The sequence below is a fragment of the Bradyrhizobium sp. 160 genome (genome assembly GCF_023073735.1).
Lineage (GTDB): Bacteria > Pseudomonadota > Alphaproteobacteria > Rhizobiales > Xanthobacteraceae > Bradyrhizobium.
The window spans coordinates 280,988-299,979 of record NZ_JADPKD010000083.1 but is presented as its reverse complement, the minus strand read 5'-3'; the positions used below and the strand labels follow the sequence as shown (position 1 = coordinate 299,979).

Below are 18,992 nucleotides of genomic sequence, written 5' to 3'. Positions count from 1 at the left end.
TCGCTTGGCGGGGTCACGCTGACGGTCATCTCCTTGCAAAATCTCCCCATCCCGGATCTTGCCAACAGGGACAAGAGCGGCTAGTCAGAGCGCTCTTTCGCACCCCTCCCGGCCCTCCGGGAGATGCGTCGCGGGCCATGCCCGCCATCGCTGCTTGCGAAAAACGCGCCCGTAGCTCAGCTGGATAGAGCATCAGACTACGAATCTGAGGGTCGGACGTTCGAATCGTTCCGGGCGCGCCATTCCTTGACGCCGGTCAGGCAACCGGCATCCGAGATCGCGGATCGGCCGCGCCCTGTCGGGAACCAATGAAGATATCGCAGGCATTCAAATTCGAGGCGGCGCATCGGCTGCCGAAGGTGCCCGAGACGCACCGATGCAGCCGGCTGCATGGTCATTCCTACCGAGTAGAGGTTCAGCTCGACGGACCGGTCGACCCGCGCACGGGCTTCGTCGTGGACTTTTTCGATCTCGAGAAGTGCTTCGCCGACATCGTGGGCGCGTTGGACCACAGGTGCCTGAACGACGTCGAGGGGCTCGAGAACCCGACGGCCGAGAACATTGCGATCTGGATATGGGACCGGCTGGTGCCGAGCATGCGGCAAATCTCGGCTGTCCGCGTTTACGAAACGGCGGACTGCTGGGCCGAATATCAGGGGCGGTGACGCGCGACGGCGCCGTGGTCAAAATGCGCTCGACATCGTATCCCGAACCGGAGCCTCGCTCGGCTGGGATACGCGTGGTGGCAATCACCGCAGCCCCTGTTCGTCGATCAGGATGCGGTGGATCTCGATGCGTTCCGGTAACTCGATCAGGAATTCCGGATCGCGCGGGAGATGATGCACCTTGATCGGCTCGCCTTTGGTGAAAGCCGTCATGGCCTCGACGTCCGCCCAGTAGGAGATGGTCGTGAACCACGTCTCCTTATCGCGGTCCTCGCGCAGCTGCTGCACGCCGAGCGCCGTCTTCAACAGCGGCGGAATGCCCTCCGCCTGCAGGTAGGCCTGGTAGGCGTCAGCGACCTCGCGGCGAGTACGGCCGCGCCAGATGCGGGCGATGGTCGGTTTGGTCGGCATGGGGGACTCCTTCGGGCGAACGCCGTGCTTCGCATTCTCGTTCCAGCGTCTCCATGTCACGGCCGTCAGCCGTCCCTCGAACTTGGTGCCACATCATTGAGCTGAAGCAATGATGGTCTTCGGCATAAGTGCTCTTCTGAACTCAGCTGACCGCCGCGTGTAATCTGTTTCACACGCAAACGCCCCCAATGACGCTAGACGAATCAGACCGCGCTCTGCGCGGCCTGGTCCGGAGCTGGCGATGATGGCTGCACTGGCAAAAGCACTATCCCGTGCAATGAGAATCACCATCGACGTCGAGACCCTGAAGATCCTCATGATCTTCGCGGGAGCGTGGGCGCTAATCTTCCTCGTTGCCGCCATGATCTACGGACAGGCGCTGAAGGCCGCATTATTCTGAGGTCGCGCGAGTAAAATCGCCCTTCGCCGCGAGACGAGCCCTCGAGGGCCCGCCACAGAGGCGGGCGTCTCGAAGGATGGACACAAAGAACGCTCTGTAACGGCGGGCCGGGCATCATCGAATTGCCATTGCCCAGTCATCCGCGTCGCCCTCTCGGATTGATGCCGGGCTTGCCGCCCCGCAGGAACTTCCACTTTTTCCCGACGTTGAGCAGGCGGCTCGCACGGTCCACCGATGAAGAACTTTGCCAATACCGAGTTTTCCCCCGAGGTGATCGAGCTGATGACCACCGCGCTGGAAGCTGCGATTGCGACCCTGCCGGAGCCCGTGCATTCCTCGCACGTCAATGCACTCGCCGAATCCATCCTGCGCACGGCCGGTGCGGGTGAGCGCAACCCCGCCGCCTTGCAGAGGATCGCCTTGATGGAATTGCAACTGGCGCCGCGTCATTGATGAGGCCGACATGAGGACAGCAGCTGCTGTGGTCATCGCGCTCTGGGCGACATCATCCGTTGCCGGGGCAGACAGCTGGACGACCTACCGGATTCCGGAATCCGGAACGTCGGCCGACATTCCCGCCTCGCTTTTCACCGAGCCCGCCGGAAAGCCCGACGGATACGGCCAGCAATTTCGCACCTCCGATGGCCGCGCCGATCTCACCGTGCAAGCTGTTCCCAATCAAGGTCTCTCGCCGGCCGAATTTCTCGCCAGGAAGAATCCGCCGTCCGGGATCATCTATAAACGGATCACACCGAGATTTTTCGTAGTCTCCAGCATCAAGCGCGGCAAGATCTGGTACGACCGTTGCAATTTCTCGCGGCGCTACGTCCATTGCGTGCTGATCAATTATCCGGCGGCTGAGAAGCGGCAATGGGACGGCATCGTGACGCGCATCAGCCACAGCCTGAGTGCCGGTTGACCGGAAGACAACACAAACAACACAAAAAAGGCTGCCCGAGCGACTCGGGCAGCAGGTCGTGAGGATGAGCGCGTTTTCTAGCGACGTGGATACTGGTTCGCGACGAAAACGCGTCAAGGAGCTTCAAGACAAGGAGCTTCGGTTCTGATTCAACCAGAACCGATACGCCCTAGCGAGCCGTCGTCGATGTCGTCGACATGGTCGGCTTCGAGCCCGGTACATGCGACATCGACTTGGTGGTCGAGCCGACCTCTTCGCCGGCCTTGACCTTGGTGCGCGTATGCGAGCGGCTGAACGTGCCGCCTTCATGGGCCTGCGCCCGCGCGTTGGAATTCAGCACGGGCCCGTTGCCCTTGTTCATGCTGACGCCGGTCTGGGACTTGCCGTTGACGGAAGCGGCGCTTCCACCGGCCGCGATCGAGGAGCCGGTGCTGCCGGTCGGCGACGTGGACGTGCCGCCGGTGCCGACGGTGGAGGCGGAGGTGCCGCCCGCGGCAGCCGAGCCGCCGCTTCCGCCGGTGACGCTCTTCTGTGCAAGAACCGGCGAAGCGGCAGCGAGCAGGGCCGCGGCCGCCGCGGTCGTGAGTAAGTTTCTCATGTTTCAATCCTCTATAAATTTAGGGTGACGAGGTCGAGATTGTGCAGCCATTGACGGTGATGGTGCTGGCACTGGTGGAGCCAGGACCGCCAGCCGTCGACGACGAGCTCGAGACGTTGCCGCCGCCGGCCTGCACGTGCACCGATGATCCGCCGGCCGAGCTTGAGCTCGACAGCGAACCGCTCGATGAGGTCGATCCGGTCGTGCCTGAACCAGATGAGCCGACCGCGGTAATGCTACCGTCAGCGTGCTTCTCGACCGTCACCTTGCAGGTCTCGCCCGAAGCCGTCTTTCCTGTCTTTTCCATGGTTGTTGCCTGAGCCGCGCCGCTCATCAAAGCCAACGCTGCGATCGCTATGATTGATCTGTTCATGCGCGTCCTCCTCCAACAAAGACGAAGGAGCGGCATTGCTGCCGCTCCGGGTAAAGGCTCAATCCTTGTCCTTCTTCATCTCGTCCTTGTGGTGGCCTTTGCCCTTCTCCATGCCCATGTCGCTGGCATGGCCCGCAGACGAGCCGGCCGCGCCGACCGTCGAGCCGCTCTTGCCGCCGCCGGCCGAAGAGCCGCCGGTGCCGACCGTCGATGCGGAGTTGGAGCCCGAGCCAGCCGCCGAGCCGCCGGTGCCGACGCTTGACGAACTCTTGCCGCCACCAGCCGACGAACCGCCGGTGCCGAGCGTCGAGGCCGAGCCGCTTCCCGAGCCGCTGCCGGCCGCGGAGCCACCGGTACCGACAGTCGAACTGCTGGTGCCGCCGCCTGCAGACGAGCCGCCAGTGCCCAGCGTCGACGCGGAGCCTGATCCGCTGCCCGAGCCTGCTGATGAACCGCCGGTTCCGACCGTCGAGTTGCTGGTGCCGCCGCCGGCCGAAGAGCCGCCGGTGCCGACCGTCGAACTCGATTGCGCAACAGCGAGTGCCGTGCCGGCCAACAGCGCGGCCGCAGCCGCGGAAAGCTTCAGGATCCTCATGTCCATTTCCTCCAGGGTTTCCAAAAACAAATCGCCAAATCAGGCACGGGATAAATTGGCAAACACGCAAACGTTCCTTGCGTCGGACACGTTGACGCTCTTGCGCAACCTGAAGTGAAGTTCCGCGATCCGCGAACACGGCCACGCATCCTCTTATTCATCTGGCGTTCATCTGGAGCGAGCGCGAACGGCTGCGCGCCTCTTGCGCCGCGATCACGCTGCATCAGCACATCTCAGAATGCCCCGACCATCACCTGGCGATCGTAGAGTCGACGTGAGGACGCCGAGCGAGCTGCGCGATTTGAACGGAGACCGGCTGCTCGCGTCGTGGCGCGCTGAGGTGCGGGCGTGTTCGTGTCTGGCTTCCGCGGTTCAGCCATCGCCAATGCGTTGCTCGTAACGTGGCCCGGCGGATCGGCGGCGAGCAGAGGCGAAGAGACGGTGGCGGCGATCTGAGTGGACGTGTCGAAGATGATTTTTTCAGGCAAGGCTCGTGCGGAGTGGATGCGAATGATGCTTCTGTCGACCTCCGGGCCGACGGAGCGCTCGCCAAGTGGCGGCAGATTGCGATCGAGTGCGAAGAGCAGCGCCACGACCAATGCGCCTGCAAACAGGAAATATCGAATGATGGGCATCGGGCCCCCTACCGCGAAATGAAAGCAGGATGCACGGCGAGCCGCTCCTCCACGGCCCGCCGCGCGGCGCAGTTAATCCACCTCCTGGACCACCATGCGGGTCTCGGGGTCCACCAGCATGACCCGGTTACCCGAATAGACGTAGCGATACTTCGTCAGCGACGGGCCCCAATCGGCCGGCACGCTGGCGAGCTCGACGTCGCGCGGGACCGGCGAGCCGACCACGATCTTTTCGCGGGTCTCGACCGGACGGATCTTGTGCTCGGTGACGTAAGATCGAATCTTGGTGCGGTATTCCGGCTCGATCTGCACGGTCGCGCCGTGTCCGGCCCCGGTCGTCGTGGTGACGGTGGTTTGCGCCATCGCGCTCGTCGACACGAGCAGAGCGGCGGCCGAAATCAGCATGAACTTCTTCATCGCATTCTCCCTCGCCGCTTGATGCGGCGCTGCGATGAACTCGCCATCAGCTCGGCCGTTCCGCAGGAACGCGGAACGTTTGCCGTTTTTTCCTGTTTCTTCCTCGGGAGCAGTTATTCGGAGGAGAGGATAATGCCTGTATTGATTCTCTGGGCCGTGCCGGCGATCCTGGTTGTCGGCGGTGGCATCTATCTCATTGGCCACATGCACTAAATGCAAAGGCCCCGGTTTCTGAATGCAAGAAGCCGGGGCTGCATAGCTGCAAGGAATTCTCGACGACCTCGTCAGCCCTACGTCGCCCGCTTTCTAAAAACTGAACGGCATCGTACGAGCGACAGCTGCCGGTCGTTTGCCTCACCGCCACCGCAGCGCCGGCGCCACCTGAGTCAGGATCGCCTCGAGCGCATGCGCGCAATAGGCGACGCCAAGCTGGTTGGGAATCGTCAGCAGCAACGTGTCCGCTTCCGCGATCGCCTCGTCCTGGCGCAGTTGCTCGATCAGCACGTCAGGCTCCGCCGCATAGGAGCGGCCGAAGATCGCGCGGGTGCGCGGGTCGATGAAGCCGATCTGATCCTCCCCTCCGCGCTCCCCGCCGAAATAAGCGCGGTCGCGATCGTCGATCAGCGCGAAGATGCTGCGGCTCACCGATACACGCGGCTCGCGGCTGTGCCCCGCCTCTTTCCACGCCGCGCGATAGGCGCGGATCTGCGCCGCCTGCTGCACATGAAAAGCCTCGCCGGTCTCGTCGTTCTTCAGCGTCGAGCTCTGCAAGTTCATGCCGAGCTTTGCTGCCCACACCGCGGTGGCGTTCGAGCCGGCGCCCCACCAGATGCGTTCGCGCAAGCCTTGCGCATGCGGCTCGAGGCGCAACAGCCCGGGCGGATTGGGAAACATCGGCTGCGGATTGGGCTCGGCAAAACCCTCGCCGCGGAGCAGGTCGAGGAAGACTTCCGCGTGGCGCCGACCCATGTCGGAATCGCTCTGGCCCTGGGCCGGGCGATAGCCAAAATAGCGCCAGCCGTCGATCACCTGCTCGGGCGAGCCGCGGCTGATGCCGAGCTGGAGCCGCCCTCCGGCGATGAGGTCGGCGCTTCCTGCGTCCTCCACCATGTAGAACGGGTTCTCGTAACGCATGTCGATCACGGCCGTGCCGATCTCGATCCTGCTGGTCTTGGCGCCGACGGCGGCGAGCAGCGGAAAGGGTGATGCGAGCTGCCGGGCGAAATGGTGGACGCGGAAATAGGCGCCGTCCAAGCCGAGCTGTTCCGCCGCAACCGCAAGCTCGATCGATTGCAGCAGCGTGTCCGCGGCCGAGCGGGTCTGTGACTGCGGCGAGGGCGTCCAGTGTCCGAAGGACAAGAATCCAATCTTTTTCATGGAGGAAAAGTAAGTATGATCGCAGGAGTTTGCGATACGGCTGGAGGAAAGTTGGACAGAGCGGAAGGCGTGTACTCGCAAGTGCCGCCCTTTGGGGAGAAGCAGACCTAAGCAGACAACGCCGTCATTTCGCAGTTTGACCCATCGCAGGCGTTCGGGCCTCTGGGGTCGGCGTCGCGTTTTGACGCTGAACAGACGACCAAATGTTGCCGACAGCGACGCATTTGGAAAACATCTTCGCCCGACAGCCCAGAGCCGAGGCCCCGTCATCGCTCTGCATGGTCTCGCCATGCCTGCGCAGCGTCTAGCGCCGCTTCCCAATAAGACGATGCGGGCATCCGGTGCTCGCGTAAAATTACGGCCAAATGCCGGATAGAAGCTAACGCACCGGCACGACGCGGGTCATCTTGCTGTGCTGGCCTAAGGTCTTGCATTAGATTGTTGAGCAATATTGCTGCTTGATCTTCGCAGGTCTCCCGCGCTTCTTGCAATATCAGGAGCGCGTAACGCGCCTCTACGTACTGGCTCATTATCGTCGCCTGAATTCAACCGACGGAGACCGAAAATCTTGCCTCTGTGCTGGTAATGTCCCTTACCTGCCGCAAAGAGGCGCAGACCGGAGCACCGGTTGTTGCCTTCCGGCAGCGGCCCTATTTCGCAGGCAACTGGCGCTTCCCGTGAGCCTCCCCGCGCTCGCACTTTCCTCCAGTTCTCTCCGCCTTCTGCTCGGCTAAAAGCACTTGCGCTCGCAACTGTTCCAACTCGGCAAGTTGAAAAACGAGCGCTTCAAGGCGGTCGTGAAGAACTACAACTTCGTGCGCGCGGACGTAGTGCATTGCCAGCCCCTCTTCTTTTAAGACTTGGCCCGTTCGCTGGACCCGCGGGAAAATCTGGCAACTTCGGCCATGGCACGCATTTACATACAGCAAGGTGTATCGCACCAAGGCCAGTTAGCCGGGGCACCCGCCGCATCGCATGCTTCGTGTCTGATGCTGGAGAACCTGGAACAATCCTTCGCTAAGCATCTCGGTTCTTGCGCCGGTTGGAACTGCGTTGTTCGACTTATCGGTTGGCCAGGCCATCGAGTTCCAAGCGCCAGGCCAAAACAGGCGACCATGGAGGGTACTCGGCGTGTCGAACTGAAGGAGGCGTTGGCATGCGCCATGGTTCAGCTAAACAGGCCGCCTTAACAGTCATCGATATCACCGTCGTTCTGGCTGTCGTACTACCTGGCAACCTTCTTCAGGGCTTTAAGTCCAACTGAACTGCCCTCTCGATCTATAATCGAGCTGGGCACCCACCGCTGCTTACCCACGGCTCTTTCAAGGCGCACTGCGGGAAGATCTTTGATGGTTGTTCTGCACTGGATGAGTCCGATTGTGGGCCGAATGCGAAGTCGGGTCTCACCGTTCAGCCATCTCCTCGTCAGGGCAAACCGGAAATGGCACTCCAGCTGCCCAATAGGCGCTTTTGACCCGGAGCGGAAGTTCCGCGTTTCGACGCGCAACGCAATCTTTACCATGGGCTCGTCGCAAGCCGGAAGGATCAACTTGGGGGGTGCCGCGGATTGCAAGGATGCATAAGTGATCAGTATGAGCAAAGGCATCCCAACCGGCAAAACTTATCTCGGGTTCGCCTTGCTCTGGCAGGTCGTGTTCTTCGTCGCGTGGTGTATCGTCTTTTTTGAGGCTGGTTACTTCGCGACCACAATGGTTGTGATCCTGCTCACCGCGTATGGGTTCTTCCGACATGCCAGATCGATTGGCCGTCGCGCAAAGCAAGTCATTCGGCCGCCAACGCCTGAGCTTCGCCGATGGCTCTCGATCACGTCAGAGCGCCGAGACGCTATCAACGGCGGTCCTCGCTATTAAACGGCTGGTTCTGACCCTGAACGGACGTTGGGTCGGTGTGCCCTCGTCAGAGTGCGACTGTTTCCTCGACAACATGTTTCAGCGGCGTCCCCTCAGCGGACAGCGTCATTCGCAGTTTGAGCTCGCCACCTTTCACCGCCCCGCTACGCACTAGATTCTCGATTTCACGCTGCGATGTAACTCCGACATGCTTCAGAAACTTACGGATAGCCATATTGAAGCGGTCTTCATCGAACTCGGCGGTCATGGCTTTTCTCCCTGATCGGCTGGGCAAAGCCTAACACATTGGCGATCCCGTGTTTACAGCCCCCAAGTCCCGGACTAGAGATCAATGATCGGGACGTTCATTCGCCCGTTGCTTCTGGGCATCGTGGCGAGTTCAATCTTGTTGCCGGGACTGGCTGCGATCTTGGTCATCTCAGTGGTCAAGGTTTGACGACGCGAGTAAGCCGCCTCGCTTCGCGGCGTCGCTCGTCAGAATGTCGCCTGTTGGCCTGCTGAAGACCGAATGCTCCATCCGTAAGTCTGCTCGCTGGGACTAACTGGACATAGTTCGGCCCCAGCGCGATCGCTGCTCGTGACCCGGAGCGGGCATCTATGGGCGCGTGCCGTCGGCAAGATGCATGCTCTGCTAGCCGACTACTCGCCTCCATTAGAGTGCATGCGCCGTTGGCTTAGATCGGTCTGGTGCGCAACTGTCCCTGGAAATGGTATTTTCCAAGCGGTATGCCCCGCGTGCGCAGGATGTTGTACGCTGTGACAGCATGGAAATAGAAGTTGGGTAGTGAGTACGAGAGGAGGAAAGTCTCTGGCGTGAGGGCCAATGTCCGCGGGACCCAGCCCGAAGTTGTGGGATTGTCCACGTCGAGCGGCTGATAGATTTCGATGTCCAGATTCTTGCCGGACCAACTATTGACCTCATCGGGTGAGAACGCTTCCAGCGCCACTATTGCGTGGCCGACCATCGTTCGTAGGTCGGCAAACGGCATCGCGCCGACCAGGGGCGGTGGGGCGAACACGCCGGTCTTCACAGCCTCCATCCCCCATATTGCATGATGCGTCAGGGCTTCGATCTGGAAGTGAAAAGGTGCCATGTCGGGGAAGAGGCGGGCCTTCACAACTTCTTCCAGGCCGGCCCCGGTCTCGGCGCAATGTTTGGTCGTGCGGTCGAGAAAGCCTCCGACGGCCCTAGCGGTCTGCAGGAAAGTCGGAACGCTGAGGTCGTAGAGTGATGTCGCAACCTGTGCCATGGTGAAAATTGTATCATAGAGCGGACAACTTAACACCAACTGCTGGCTCTCGCGCCGATGCACCCTCTTGGCCTGTAGCTGCCTCGCCCGACCATGCAACGACCGTCTGCTTTGAGGTGGAGAGCGGATTAGGGGCGTGAAGTCTCTTCGCTTCAGCATGTGGCCCTTAGCTGACTTCCAAAGGCGAACCGGCCAGGTCTGCTTTCGAAGGCAGAACGGACGCAGCCTGCTTGGGGGCTGATCGATAAATGCACGCCCTAGCGCCTCGGATTTGGTGTCGGCCGTGTTGACGAAGCTGTGACGGCTCGGGCGTGGACCACCAGCCGCGAAGGGTGAAGCCGGTGTCACACGGTGCCAAAGTGCTAATTCCCCGGGGAGTATATCCCCCTGCACGCGTCGAACAGGCGTGTGACAGCCTGCGCGCGGGACGCGGTGTGAAGCTCGAGGATATCGATGCGGGCAGAGACCGGGCTCGCTCTATCCCGCCTGCCCAATGATGCCATCATGCGCCTGTGTTGCCCGACGGGGCAACGACTTTTTGCCCGACGGGTCAGCGTCTCTGCAAGGTGTCCAAGCCATTGATCCCGCTAGGGGCGGCTACTGTGCATGGGGTTGTTTTCGACATTTTTTGTTGCGGGGGGCACGAAAGCTCCCTCGTCCCGCTACTTCATCACCCGCACGCCCTTGGTTGTAAACCGCTGCGTCCTGCCGCCGGGGCGCACCGGGCGCTTCGTGCCGGCGGCCTTGCCGGTGCCGGGGGGCTGGTGCGCGGGGACGAGCTGGTGGGGCTGCGAGCCGATCAAATCGGCGCGGCCCATCTCCTTCAGCGCCTCGCGCAGCACCGGCCAATTGTCGGGGTCGTGGTAGCGCAGAAACGCCTTGTGCAGGCGGCGCTGGCGCAGGCCCTTGATCGCCTCGACCTTGTCGCTGCCGCCGTGGCGGACGCCGCGCAAGGGGTTGACGCCGGTGTGGTACATCGCGGTGGCGGTCGCCATCGGCGAGGGCAGGAAGGTCTGCACTTGATCTGCGCGATAGCGGTTCTTCTTCAGCCAGAGCGCGAGATTCATCATGTCCTCGTCGGTCGTGCCGGGATGTGCCGCGATGAAATAGGGGATCAAATAATATTTCTTGCCGGCCTGCTCGGCGGCTTCATCGAACATCCGCTTGAAGCGGTTGTAGGCGCCGATGCCCGGCTTCATCATCTTGTCGAGCGGGCCGCGCTCGGTATGTTCCGGCGCGATCTTCAAATAGCCGCCGACGTGATGGGTGACGAGCTCCTTGATGTATTCGGGGCTCTCGACCGCGAGATCGTAGCGCACGCCGGAGGCGACCATCACCTTCTTGATGCCGCGGGTCTCGCGCACCTTGCGATAGAGCCGGATCAGATCGTCATGCGAGGTGTTGAGGTTCGGACATATCTCGGGGAAGACGCAGGACGGCCGCCGGCACGCCGCCTCGACCTTCGGATCCTTGCACGCCATCCGGTACATGTTGGCGGTAGGGCCGCCGATGTCGGAGATCACGCCGGTGAAGCCCGGCGTCTTGTCGCGGATCTTCTCGATCTCGCGCAGGATCGAGCCCTCCGAACGGTTCTGGATGATGCGGCCCTCATGCTCGGTGATCGAGCAGAAGGTGCAGCCGCCAAAGCAGCCGCGCATGATCGTCACCGAGAACTTGATCATCTCCCAGGCGGGGATCTTTGCATCACCGTAGGACGGATGCGGCGCGCGCGCGTAAGGCAGGTCGTAGACCGCGTCCATCTCCTCGGTGGTGAGCGGGATCGGCGGCGGGTTCAGCCAGAGATCGCGATCGCCGTGACGCTGCACCAGCGGCCGCGCATTGCCGGGATTGCTCTCCCGGTGCAGCACGCGTGAAGCGCGCGCATAGGCCTCGCGGTCCTGCTCGACCTGCTCGAGGGCCGGCAGGCGGATCACCGTGGAGCCTTTTTGGCGCGATGCGCCTTCATCGGCGGAGTCGAGATCGTCGGCGTGCAGCTCAGTGTAATCCGCAGGGACCTTGCGGAACAGCGCGACGCCCCTGATGTCGTCGAGCTCGCGCGGCGCTTCGCCGGCGGCGAGCCGCTGCGCCACTTCGACGACGGCGCGCTCGGCATTGCCGTAGAGCAGAAGGTCCGCCTTGGCATCGGCCAGCACCGAGCGGCGCACCTTGTCGGACCAGTAATCGTAATGCGCGATCCGGCGCAGCGAGGCCTCGATGCCGCCGAGCACGATCGGGACGTCCTTGAACGCCTCGCGGCAGCGCTGGGCGTAGACGATGGTGCAGCGGTCCGGCCGCTTGCCGCCTTCGCCGCCGGCGGTATAGGCATCGTCATGGCGCAGGCGGCGGTCCGCGGTGTAGCGGTTCACCATCGAATCCATGTTGCCGCCGGTGACGCCGAAGAACACGCGCGGCTGGCCCAATGCCCTGAACGGCTCGGCCGAGTGCCAGTCCGGCTGCGCGATGATGCCGACGCGAAAACCTTGCGCCTCGAGCAGCCGGCCGATGATCGCCATGCCGAAGCTCGGATGATCGACATAGGCATCGCCCGTCACCAGCACGATGTCGCAGGCATCCCAGCCGAGCGCATTCATCTCGGCACGGCTCATGGGGAGGAACGGTGCCGGCTTGCGCGGGCGCGCCTGTGTCATCAGAGGCTTTTCGACGGTGACGATCTGGGTGTCCATACGGATAGGCATAGGGCTCCGGGCGGGTGAATACAACCGATCGATGCGCGGCCTTTGCCGATGTCTCGCCGATGCAGCTTGGCGGCATCGTCATGACGAGTTGAGCGCGGAGTTCCAGCCTCGCGGCCGCCCAGATCGGGTGGCGCCCGCGGGAACCAATCGCCGCTGCGAACATTCTGGTTCAGGGTTCTAACCGGGCCCGAGTCGCGCGCGCCTCCACCATCTCGGCGTTCGTGACGTCGCCTCTGGCGATGGGGGAATTGTGAGCACCGTCATAGAGAACTTGCTGATGCGGAAGCAGAAGCTCGTGGAACAGCTCGAGACAGCGCAGTCGGTCGAAGACCGCGACAGGCTCGAGCACCAGCTCGAACAGATCAACACCGCGCTGGATTTTCTGGACAGGCCGGGACCGGCGGAGGAGCCGTGACGACGCTCAATCCACCCTCGGCGCCTCCATCTTCATCTTCACCGCCTCTACTTTCAGCGCCTCTACTTTCAGCGCCTTGGCATAGACCACGCCCGAATTGGTGATGTGCGTCGTCATCAGTGCTTCGAAGGAGGCTTGCTCGCCGCGTGCGAACAGATCGAGCAGCCTGCGATGCTCGTCGAAGGACGAGCGGGTGCGCACGTCGATCGGCGAGGTCAAATTGGTGCGGAGCGCGGCGACGCGGCCGGAGACGAGCTGATAGGATTCGGCGAGGTAGCGGTTGCCGCAATGGGCGAACAGCGCCTCGTGAAAAGCGGCGTCGGCGCGGCCATAGGCGATGTTGTCTCTTGCCGCGATCGCCGGCTCCATCGCGGCGATCGCTGCGCTCATCGCCGCGACAGCACCGTCGCGGTCGTGGCGGAAGGCGAACTCAGCGGCCTTCGGCTCGAGCGCGATGCGGAAGGTGCAGAGCGCATGGATGTCCTCCGCGCTCGGCGTGAATACGAAGCTGCCGACCTGCGGCCGGATCACCACGAGGCCTTGCGCCTGCAGCTGGCCCATCGCTTCGCGCACCGGCGTGCGGCTGACGCCGAAGGAATTTGCCACCATCTCCTCGGAGATGGCGGCGCCGAGCGCGAACTCACCGTCGATGATGGCCTGGCGCAGCCGCTGCATCACCCGCTGCGACAGCGATTTCGGCGTATCGAGCTTCAGCGATTTCATGGGCTGTTCGGTCAGATCACCTTGCCGGGATTGAGCAGATGCTCGGGATCGAGCGCGGCCTTCAGCGTGCGCATCAGCGCGATCTCAGGCTCGCTCCTGGCGTGATCCAGCCATTTCTTCTTCAGCGTGCCGATGCCGTGCTCGGCGGAGACGCTGCCGCCCATCTCGCGCACGAGACCGTAGATGATCGCGTCCATTTCCTCCTTCGGCTGCTGCGCGACGGAGAGACCCGTGACCCAGGAGACGAGATGCAGATTGCCGTCGCCGATATGGCCGTAATAGACGCTCTCGGAGCCCTTGATGCCATCGGCGAGTGCGGCCTTGCAGCGCGTCGCGAACTCGTCCATCCGCGCCACCGCTAGCCCGATGTCGTAGGAGATGTGCGGCCCCAGCACCTGGCCGAACTCGGCACAGATGTCGCGCACGCGCCAGAACGCTTGCGTTTGCGCCAGCGATTGCGCCACCGCCGCGTCAGTCAGCAGCCCGCGCTCCATGAGCTCTTCGAGCCAGGTCTGGAAGCGCGGCGCGTCGATGCTCTCGTCGGTGCCTTGCGCCTCGACCAGCACGTAGAGGCCGTGGCCTGCTGCGACCGGCGGCTTCACGCCGGCGCGAATCGTGATCACGTCCCAATAGTCCGGCCACATCACCTCGAAGGCCGACAGCAGCGGCCCGAGCCCGCTGCGTGCGGCGCCGAGCAGCGCGATCACCGCGGCATAGTCCTTCAGCGCGCAGAGCGCAGCCATGGTCGAACGCGGTTTTGGAAACAGCCGCAGCACCACGCGGGTGATGATGCCGAGCGTGCCTTCCGAGCCGATGAAGAGATGCTTCAGATCGTACCCGGCGTTGTTCTTTATCAGCTTGTTGAGATTGGTGATGATGGTGCCGTCGGGCAGCACCACTTCGAGCCCGAGCACAAGCTCGCGCGTCATGCCGTAACGGATCACGCGGTTGCCGCCGGCATTGGTCGAGAGATTGCCGCCAATGGCACAGGAGCCGCGCGAACCGAGATCGAGCGGAAAGAAGAAGCCGGCCTCATCTGCGGCCTTCTGGATCGTCTCCAGCGGCGTGCCTGCCTTCACCGTCATCGTTGCCGACGCAGGATCGATCTCCTCGATGCCGGTCATGCGCTCGAGCGAGATTGCGACCCAGCCTGTTTCGGGCGATGCGCCGCGGCACAGCCCGGTCAATCCGCCCTGCGGCACGAAGGGAAGCCGCGCCTGCCGGCAGACCAGAATCGCATCGGCAACGCCCTGCGCATCGAGCGGACGGATCACCGCGCGCGGCGTTTGCGGCAGGCTTGCGCTCCAATCGTTGCAATTGCGCGCCGGCACGTCGCTGCCGGTCAGCACCGCGGCCGCGCCGAGCTTGTCGCGAAGTGCGCAGAGCAACTGGTCGGGAAGCTCAATGTTGGGCGCCATGTCCATGCGAGACCTCCTCACGATCTGCGGCCGCCGATCGCCGCGGGATTGCGTTCGCCTTGTATGTAAGGTACATCAGAAGAAGTAAAGCAAAAACACCGCTTCGACAGGCCTGAAGATCGCGAGAAATCAGGGGCTTAGTCTGAAGCGCAGCAATGGGTGGTATCATGATGGAGGCAATTCGCGGGTTCTGGGTGGCATCAGTGACGCCCCTGGCGACGGACGGCAGCGTGGACAGCACAAAGCTCGCGGCTCATGCCAAGCAACTCTTCAGTAGAGGGATCGACGGTGTCGTGCTGTTCGGCACCACTGGCGAGGGCACCTCGTTCAATGCCGCCGAACGTATCGCGACCATCGAAGCCGTGCTCAAGGCCGGCGTCGCGCCGGAACGTATCGGCATCGGCGGCGGCTTCCCCGCCATCACCGACGGCATCGCATTGACGCGCGCCGTGCTCGGCCTCGGCCTGCGTCACGTCCTGTTGCTGCCGCCTTACGTCGATCGCAACGTCACCCCTGAAGGCATCGAGGATGCCTTCGCCGCGATCATCGACGGCGTCGGCGACGATCGCCTGCGCGCCTCGCTCTATCATATTCCGCAGGTCTCGGGCGTCGCGATCCCGACCAGTGTCGCTGCGAATCTGCGCAAGCGCTACGGCAAGCTGATTGCGGGCCTGAAGGACTCCAGTGGCGACTTCAAGCAATTCCAGGCGTTCCGCAACGCCGCGCCCGACCTCGCGATTACTGTCGGCAACGAAGCCGACATCGCCCGTGCGATCGCCGCCGGCGGTGCCGGCACCATCTGCGGCATGGCCAATGTCGTGCCGGAGCTGGTCAAGGCCATGGTCGACGGCAAGGATGTCGAAGCGCGCATGCAAGCCGCGATCGACGTCGTGGTCAAGACGCCATCTCTGGTCGCGACGCTGAAGGCCATTCTCGCGGCGCAGACAGGCGATACCAGCTGGCTGCGTGTGCGTCCGCCGCTCCGCGCGTTGTCCGACGGCGCCGCGTTCCAGCGAAAGCTCGATGAACTGATGGCTCCCGCTGTCGCGTGAGATCACGCAGAATCGCGACGGGCCCACGGTGAACAACTGGTCTCCGCGGAGCGCTAAGCCAACAAAACTTTTGGCGAGAGGATTGTCGCCAACGTGCTCGACATCCATCGCGGCGCCATCCTGGGGCGGCCGGGCAAGGTCGCCTTCATGATCGCCGCGGCTTTAATGCCGTTGTTCTCGGTCACGGGCATGTTGCTCTACCTGTCCCGCCGCAGGCTTCGGCGCCCGGCGCAGCCGCCGCCCGGCCGGCTCGTTCCGGGCGAGTGAGGTTCAGCGTTCAGCGGCTCCCGAACAGTCCGTCTTAAGGACATGACGAGCTGGGTATTGCCGCTGCGACTAAGAAACACTTGTGTGCGGTTTCGCGAAATGGTTCGATCCTCATGATACACGCTAAGGTCGTGAGGGGGCTTGATGGCGCGATCCGAACGAGACGAACTTGAACAAGCGGCGCTGCCTGCGGTGCTCGTTCGACGTAGCGATCTGCCCGTGCCCCTTGCTCATCCTTCGCGAAGCTTCTTCGGCGGTCTTCCCAAGCTGCCCCCGCAATTCGAATGGCCGACGGCGGAAGTCAGAGCAAACGAAACCTTGGAGACAGTTGCGCTCACGTTCGTGGCTCAAATTGACTTGGCCGAACTGCCCGGTTCAGGTTGGTCGCCGCTTCCGAAACGCGGCACACTCTATTTCTTTTGCAGTTCGGTATTCGTCGGCGAGGGGCGTCCACCTTGCCGTGTCCTCTATGGTCCGAGCGACGGTGGCGCTTATCCTGACCGTGCGCCGCCGCCAAATTTGATGCCGCTGGCCGGCACTGATGGTGATTACCAAGTCAAATGGCTCGACCCCAACTTCGATTTTCATTCCAAGGTCGAGTTCAAATATCCGATCTCCTTCCGGTTATTCCGCGACTTCTACTTCCGCGAGGACGCAGTCGGAGGTGAGCTTATGGTGGAAGAATTATGCAAGGCTTTGGGTCCGGGGGAGCCGCCGGAGAGTGATCTGCTTCAATTCCGAGGTGCGGCCAAATACGAGAAGGACGAGGATTGGCCCTTCAACTGGCTACTGATCACTTACGTGGTTCGGTCGGTATTGTCGCACGTCCAACGCGATCTGACGCGTGGATACTACGGCAAGCCGCTCACCGACGAAGCAACCATGGAATTGAAGCGGCTTCGCGCTGGTGCCGTCGGGTGGCTCGAGCGGTGTCGGGCGCTCACCCAGATGGATGGCATCGATTTGGACACAAAAGCGAGCTTCAGATCCTGGTGGTTCGATGTCGTGCGAGCCTACGAGAAGCTGGACGGGCAAGTGCGCACATACGCGAGCGAACTCCCGAGGGACCTGGGCAACGCCATCAACCACACGATTCGTTGCATGGCGACCCAACGTGCCGATGGTTGCGATGACGTCCCTCTCAGCTATGTTGCGAATCTCGCGCGGCAGAATCACTGGAAGACGCCAACTGTCGAAGAAGGGCAGCGCCGCCACTTCAGCACGGCGCTTCATCAGATGCTGGGGTATGGCAGCGGCCCGCAGGATGCGACCGAGGAGCATCTGGAAGACATGTTGTTGCTCCAGATACAAGGCGATCTTGCGTTCTTTGATTGGCACTCCGACGTCGGCGGTGTGCTGCATTTTTGGATCGATCGGGATGCTCTTGCCCGGCGCGATTTTTCGCAGGTCGTCGCCACATACGAATGCGACTAGACGGATCTACGCGGCGAATTCGCGATTCTCCTGCTCTCCGATATGGCTGGCCAACACCGCTGCAATGGTTCAAAAGCTTCCGGCCCACATATCGAGTCCATGCCATGAAGCTCCCGACCGTCACTCCCGCCGAGATCCGCCGCTCGTTGCTGCTGCGTGAAGAAATCGCGCTGCTCGATCTCAGATACGAGGCGGCGTTCGCGACTGGCCATCCGCTGTTCGCTGCTAACATGGCTGCCGACCGGATCGCGGTCGAAGCCGAGGTCAGGCTGCCGCGCAAGGACGTGGCGATCGTGCTCTATGATGATGGGGAAGAGCTGGTTGCGACCGGCGCCGAACGTCTGGCCGCGCTCGGCTACAGCAACATCAGCGTGCTCGATGGTGGGCTGAAGGCCTGGCGCAAGGCCGGTTACGAGGTGTTCGAGGACGTCAATTCCTATTCAAAAGCATTTGGCGAACTGGTCGAGGCGCGCCGCCACACGCCTTCCCTCAGCGCCGACGAGGTGGCAAGACTCATTGCCGAGAAGGCCAACATCGCCATTCTCGACGTTCGCCGCTTCGACGAATATGCGACCATGAACATTCCGGGCTCGGTCAGCGTGCCGGGCGCGGAGCTGGTGCTGCGCGCGGGCAGCGCCGCGCCCGATCCCGCCACCACGATCATCGTCAATTGCGCCGGCCGCACGCGCTCGATCATCGGCACCCAGTCGCTGATCAATGCCGGCGTGCCCAACAAAGTGTGCGCGCTGCGCAACGGCACAATCGGCTGGACGCTGGCGCGGCACAGGCTCGATCACGGCGCCGACAGGCGCGGCGCGATCGGGCCGTTCGAAGGCGGCCCCGCCAATGCCCGCGACGTGGCCTATCGCGCCGGCGTTCGTCATATCGGCGCGAGCGAGGCGGCGGCGCTTGTCGCGCAGGCCGAGCGCACGCTCTATCGCTTCGACGTGCGCGATGCCGAGGAATATGCGGCCGGCCATCTTCCCGGCTTCCGCCACTATCCTGGCGGTCAGCTCGTCCAGGAGACCGACATGGCCGCGCCGGTGCGTGGGGCGCGCATCCTCCTGACTGACGACAAGGGCGTCCGTGCCGACGTGACGGCGTCCTGGCTCGCGCAGATGGGCTGGGAGGTCTATGTGCTCGAAGGCGGCTATGACGGTGCGCTCGAGATCGGCCCGTCGCGCGTATTGCCGAAGCCCGATCCGGCACATCGTTACCGCCGCCCCTATGAAGGCACCGACGTCGCGGAAGGTGCGATGCAGGCCTATCTGAACTGGGAGTACGGCCTGGTCGAGCAGCTCCGCCGGGACGGAACGCACGGGTTTTATGTGATCTGAGTCTGTTGCCCGTCACCCTCTCGGATGGCGGAATTGCTGACGCAAGCATGACGGGCGCCCGCCATCTTCTCCCCGTATCTAGGCCCTATTGTGCCGCGCACCGTCCGCGGTCTATGAGCTGCGGCAAAGGTGCTACTTA

At 62.8% G+C, this 18,992-nt stretch carries 22 protein-coding genes, 1 tRNA gene and 1 pseudogene; 12 read left to right on the top strand and 12 right to left on the bottom strand.

Translation table 11 applies throughout. From position 1 onward, the window contains the following. Window positions 1-165 precede the first annotated feature (165 nt). Window positions 166-242, top strand: a tRNA-Arg gene (locus tag IVA98_RS35420). A gap of 66 nt (window positions 243-308) precedes the next feature. Next, on the top strand, window positions 309-665 hold the full coding sequence (gene queD, locus IVA98_RS35415) for a 6-carboxytetrahydropterin synthase QueD (RefSeq protein ID WP_247302785.1): 357 nt from the start codon (window positions 309-311) through the stop codon (window positions 663-665). Between the two features lie 84 nt (window positions 666-749). On the opposite strand, the gene IVA98_RS35410 is transcribed toward queD, so the two are convergent. Beyond that, window positions 750-1,076 (bottom strand): antibiotic biosynthesis monooxygenase family protein, encoded by a 327-nt coding sequence (locus tag IVA98_RS35410; RefSeq protein WP_247302787.1) that lies wholly within the window; start codon window positions 1,074-1,076, stop codon window positions 750-752. Window positions 1,077-1,317: 241 nt separating this feature from the next. On the opposite strand from IVA98_RS35410, the gene IVA98_RS35405 reads away from it, so the two are divergent. The 3 genes from IVA98_RS35405 (at window position 1,318) to IVA98_RS35395 (ending at window position 2,395) form a co-directional block, all read left to right on the top strand. Further along, on the top strand, window positions 1,318-1,476 hold the full coding sequence (locus IVA98_RS35405) for a hypothetical protein (RefSeq protein WP_247302789.1): 159 nt from the start codon (window positions 1,318-1,320) through the stop codon (window positions 1,474-1,476). Between the two features lie 234 nt (window positions 1,477-1,710). Next, a complete protein-coding gene (locus IVA98_RS35400; protein WP_247281520.1) occupies window positions 1,711-1,929 on the top strand; it encodes a hypothetical protein in 219 nt (72 codons plus the stop codon). Window positions 1,930-1,939: 10 nt separating this feature from the next. Continuing rightward, window positions 1,940-2,395, top strand: coding sequence for a hypothetical protein (locus tag IVA98_RS35395; RefSeq protein ID WP_247302791.1), 456 nt, complete (start codon window positions 1,940-1,942; stop codon window positions 2,393-2,395). Between the two features lie 169 nt (window positions 2,396-2,564). Here IVA98_RS35395 and IVA98_RS35390 read toward each other — a convergent pair whose 3' ends face one another. Continuing rightward, a complete protein-coding gene (locus IVA98_RS35390) occupies window positions 2,565-2,993 on the bottom strand; it encodes a hypothetical protein (RefSeq protein WP_247302793.1) in 429 nt (142 codons plus the stop codon). A 50-nt stretch (window positions 2,994-3,043) separates the two neighbouring features. Here IVA98_RS35390 and IVA98_RS35385 point away from each other — a divergent pair, with 50 nt between their 5' ends. Then, a complete protein-coding gene (locus tag IVA98_RS35385; RefSeq protein WP_247302795.1) occupies window positions 3,044-3,313 on the top strand; it encodes a hypothetical protein in 270 nt (89 codons plus the stop codon). A gap of 111 nt (window positions 3,314-3,424) precedes the next feature. Here the strand turns inward: IVA98_RS35385 and IVA98_RS35380 are convergent, their stop codons facing one another. The 4 genes from IVA98_RS35380 to IVA98_RS35365 form a co-directional block, all read right to left on the bottom strand. Continuing rightward, complete coding sequence (locus IVA98_RS35380) at window positions 3,425-3,961, bottom strand: hypothetical protein (RefSeq protein WP_247302797.1); 537 nt, start codon at window positions 3,959-3,961, stop codon at window positions 3,425-3,427. Between the two features lie 233 nt (window positions 3,962-4,194). After that, window positions 4,195-4,554: a hypothetical protein gene (locus IVA98_RS35375; RefSeq protein WP_247302799.1), complete on the bottom strand. Its 360-nt coding sequence runs from the start codon at window positions 4,552-4,554 to the stop codon at window positions 4,195-4,197. Window positions 4,555-4,668: 114 nt separating this feature from the next. Then, on the bottom strand, window positions 4,669-5,013 hold the full coding sequence (locus IVA98_RS35370; protein ID WP_247302801.1) for a DUF1236 domain-containing protein: 345 nt from the start codon (window positions 5,011-5,013) through the stop codon (window positions 4,669-4,671). Between the two features lie 354 nt (window positions 5,014-5,367). Next, window positions 5,368-6,390, bottom strand: a complete 1,023-nt coding sequence (locus tag IVA98_RS35365) for an LLM class flavin-dependent oxidoreductase (RefSeq protein ID WP_247302802.1) — start codon at window positions 6,388-6,390, stop codon at window positions 5,368-5,370. A 1,023-nt stretch (window positions 6,391-7,413) separates the two neighbouring features. On the opposite strand from IVA98_RS35365, the gene IVA98_RS37900 reads away from it, so the two are divergent. Beyond that, window positions 7,414-7,533 (top strand): GreA/GreB family elongation factor, encoded by a 120-nt coding sequence (locus IVA98_RS37900; RefSeq protein WP_524536454.1) that lies wholly within the window; start codon window positions 7,414-7,416, stop codon window positions 7,531-7,533. Between the two features lie 260 nt (window positions 7,534-7,793). Here the strand turns inward: IVA98_RS37900 and IVA98_RS35360 are convergent, their stop codons facing one another. From IVA98_RS35360 to IVA98_RS35340, 4 genes are all read right to left on the bottom strand, one after another. Beyond that, entirely contained in the window at window positions 7,794-8,141 is a 348-nt protein-coding gene (locus IVA98_RS35360; protein WP_247302804.1) for a hypothetical protein, read from the bottom strand. Between the two features lie 166 nt (window positions 8,142-8,307). After that, window positions 8,308-8,508, bottom strand: coding sequence for a DUF6494 family protein (locus IVA98_RS35355; protein ID WP_027547784.1), 201 nt, complete (start codon window positions 8,506-8,508; stop codon window positions 8,308-8,310). A gap of 427 nt (window positions 8,509-8,935) precedes the next feature. After that, entirely contained in the window at window positions 8,936-9,511 is a 576-nt protein-coding gene (locus tag IVA98_RS35345; RefSeq protein ID WP_247302806.1) for a DUF1993 domain-containing protein, read from the bottom strand. A gap of 662 nt (window positions 9,512-10,173) precedes the next feature. After that, window positions 10,174-12,195 (bottom strand): YgiQ family radical SAM protein, encoded by a 2,022-nt coding sequence (locus IVA98_RS35340; protein WP_247302883.1) that lies wholly within the window; start codon window positions 12,193-12,195, stop codon window positions 10,174-10,176. A 289-nt stretch (window positions 12,196-12,484) separates the two neighbouring features. Here IVA98_RS35340 and IVA98_RS35335 point away from each other — a divergent pair, with 289 nt between their 5' ends. Beyond that, on the top strand, window positions 12,485-12,622 hold the full coding sequence (locus tag IVA98_RS35335) for a hypothetical protein (protein ID WP_247302809.1): 138 nt from the start codon (window positions 12,485-12,487) through the stop codon (window positions 12,620-12,622). 6 nt (window positions 12,623-12,628) lie between these two features. On the opposite strand, the gene IVA98_RS35330 is transcribed toward IVA98_RS35335, so the two are convergent. Both IVA98_RS35330 and IVA98_RS35325 read right to left on the bottom strand, forming a co-directional pair. After that, entirely contained in the window at window positions 12,629-13,345 is a 717-nt protein-coding gene (locus tag IVA98_RS35330; RefSeq protein WP_247302811.1) for a GntR family transcriptional regulator, read from the bottom strand. Between the two features lie 11 nt (window positions 13,346-13,356). Further along, window positions 13,357-14,769, bottom strand: coding sequence for an FAD-binding oxidoreductase (locus IVA98_RS35325; RefSeq protein WP_247356725.1), 1,413 nt, complete (start codon window positions 14,767-14,769; stop codon window positions 13,357-13,359). 161 nt (window positions 14,770-14,930) lie between these two features. Between IVA98_RS35325 and IVA98_RS35320 the strand changes: the two genes are divergently transcribed. The 4 genes and pseudogenes from IVA98_RS35320 to IVA98_RS35305 all read left to right on the top strand — a co-directional run bounded on the left by IVA98_RS35320 (window position 14,931) and on the right by IVA98_RS35305 (window position 18,853). Continuing rightward, window positions 14,931-15,815, top strand: a complete 885-nt coding sequence (locus IVA98_RS35320; protein WP_247302815.1) for a dihydrodipicolinate synthase family protein — start codon at window positions 14,931-14,933, stop codon at window positions 15,813-15,815. 33 nt (window positions 15,816-15,848) lie between these two features. Beyond that, window positions 15,849-16,082: pseudogene (locus IVA98_RS35315) on the top strand (PepSY domain-containing protein); the annotation flags it as partial. 144 nt (window positions 16,083-16,226) lie between these two features. Further along, on the top strand, window positions 16,227-17,516 hold the full coding sequence (locus tag IVA98_RS35310; protein ID WP_247302817.1) for a DUF1963 domain-containing protein: 1,290 nt from the start codon (window positions 16,227-16,229) through the stop codon (window positions 17,514-17,516). A gap of 104 nt (window positions 17,517-17,620) precedes the next feature. Then, the gene (locus IVA98_RS35305) at window positions 17,621-18,853 is read left to right on the top strand and encodes a rhodanese-like domain-containing protein (RefSeq protein ID WP_247302819.1); all 1,233 of its coding nucleotides are present in this window, start codon (window positions 17,621-17,623) and stop codon (window positions 18,851-18,853) included. Window positions 18,854-18,992: the final 139 nt, after the last annotated feature.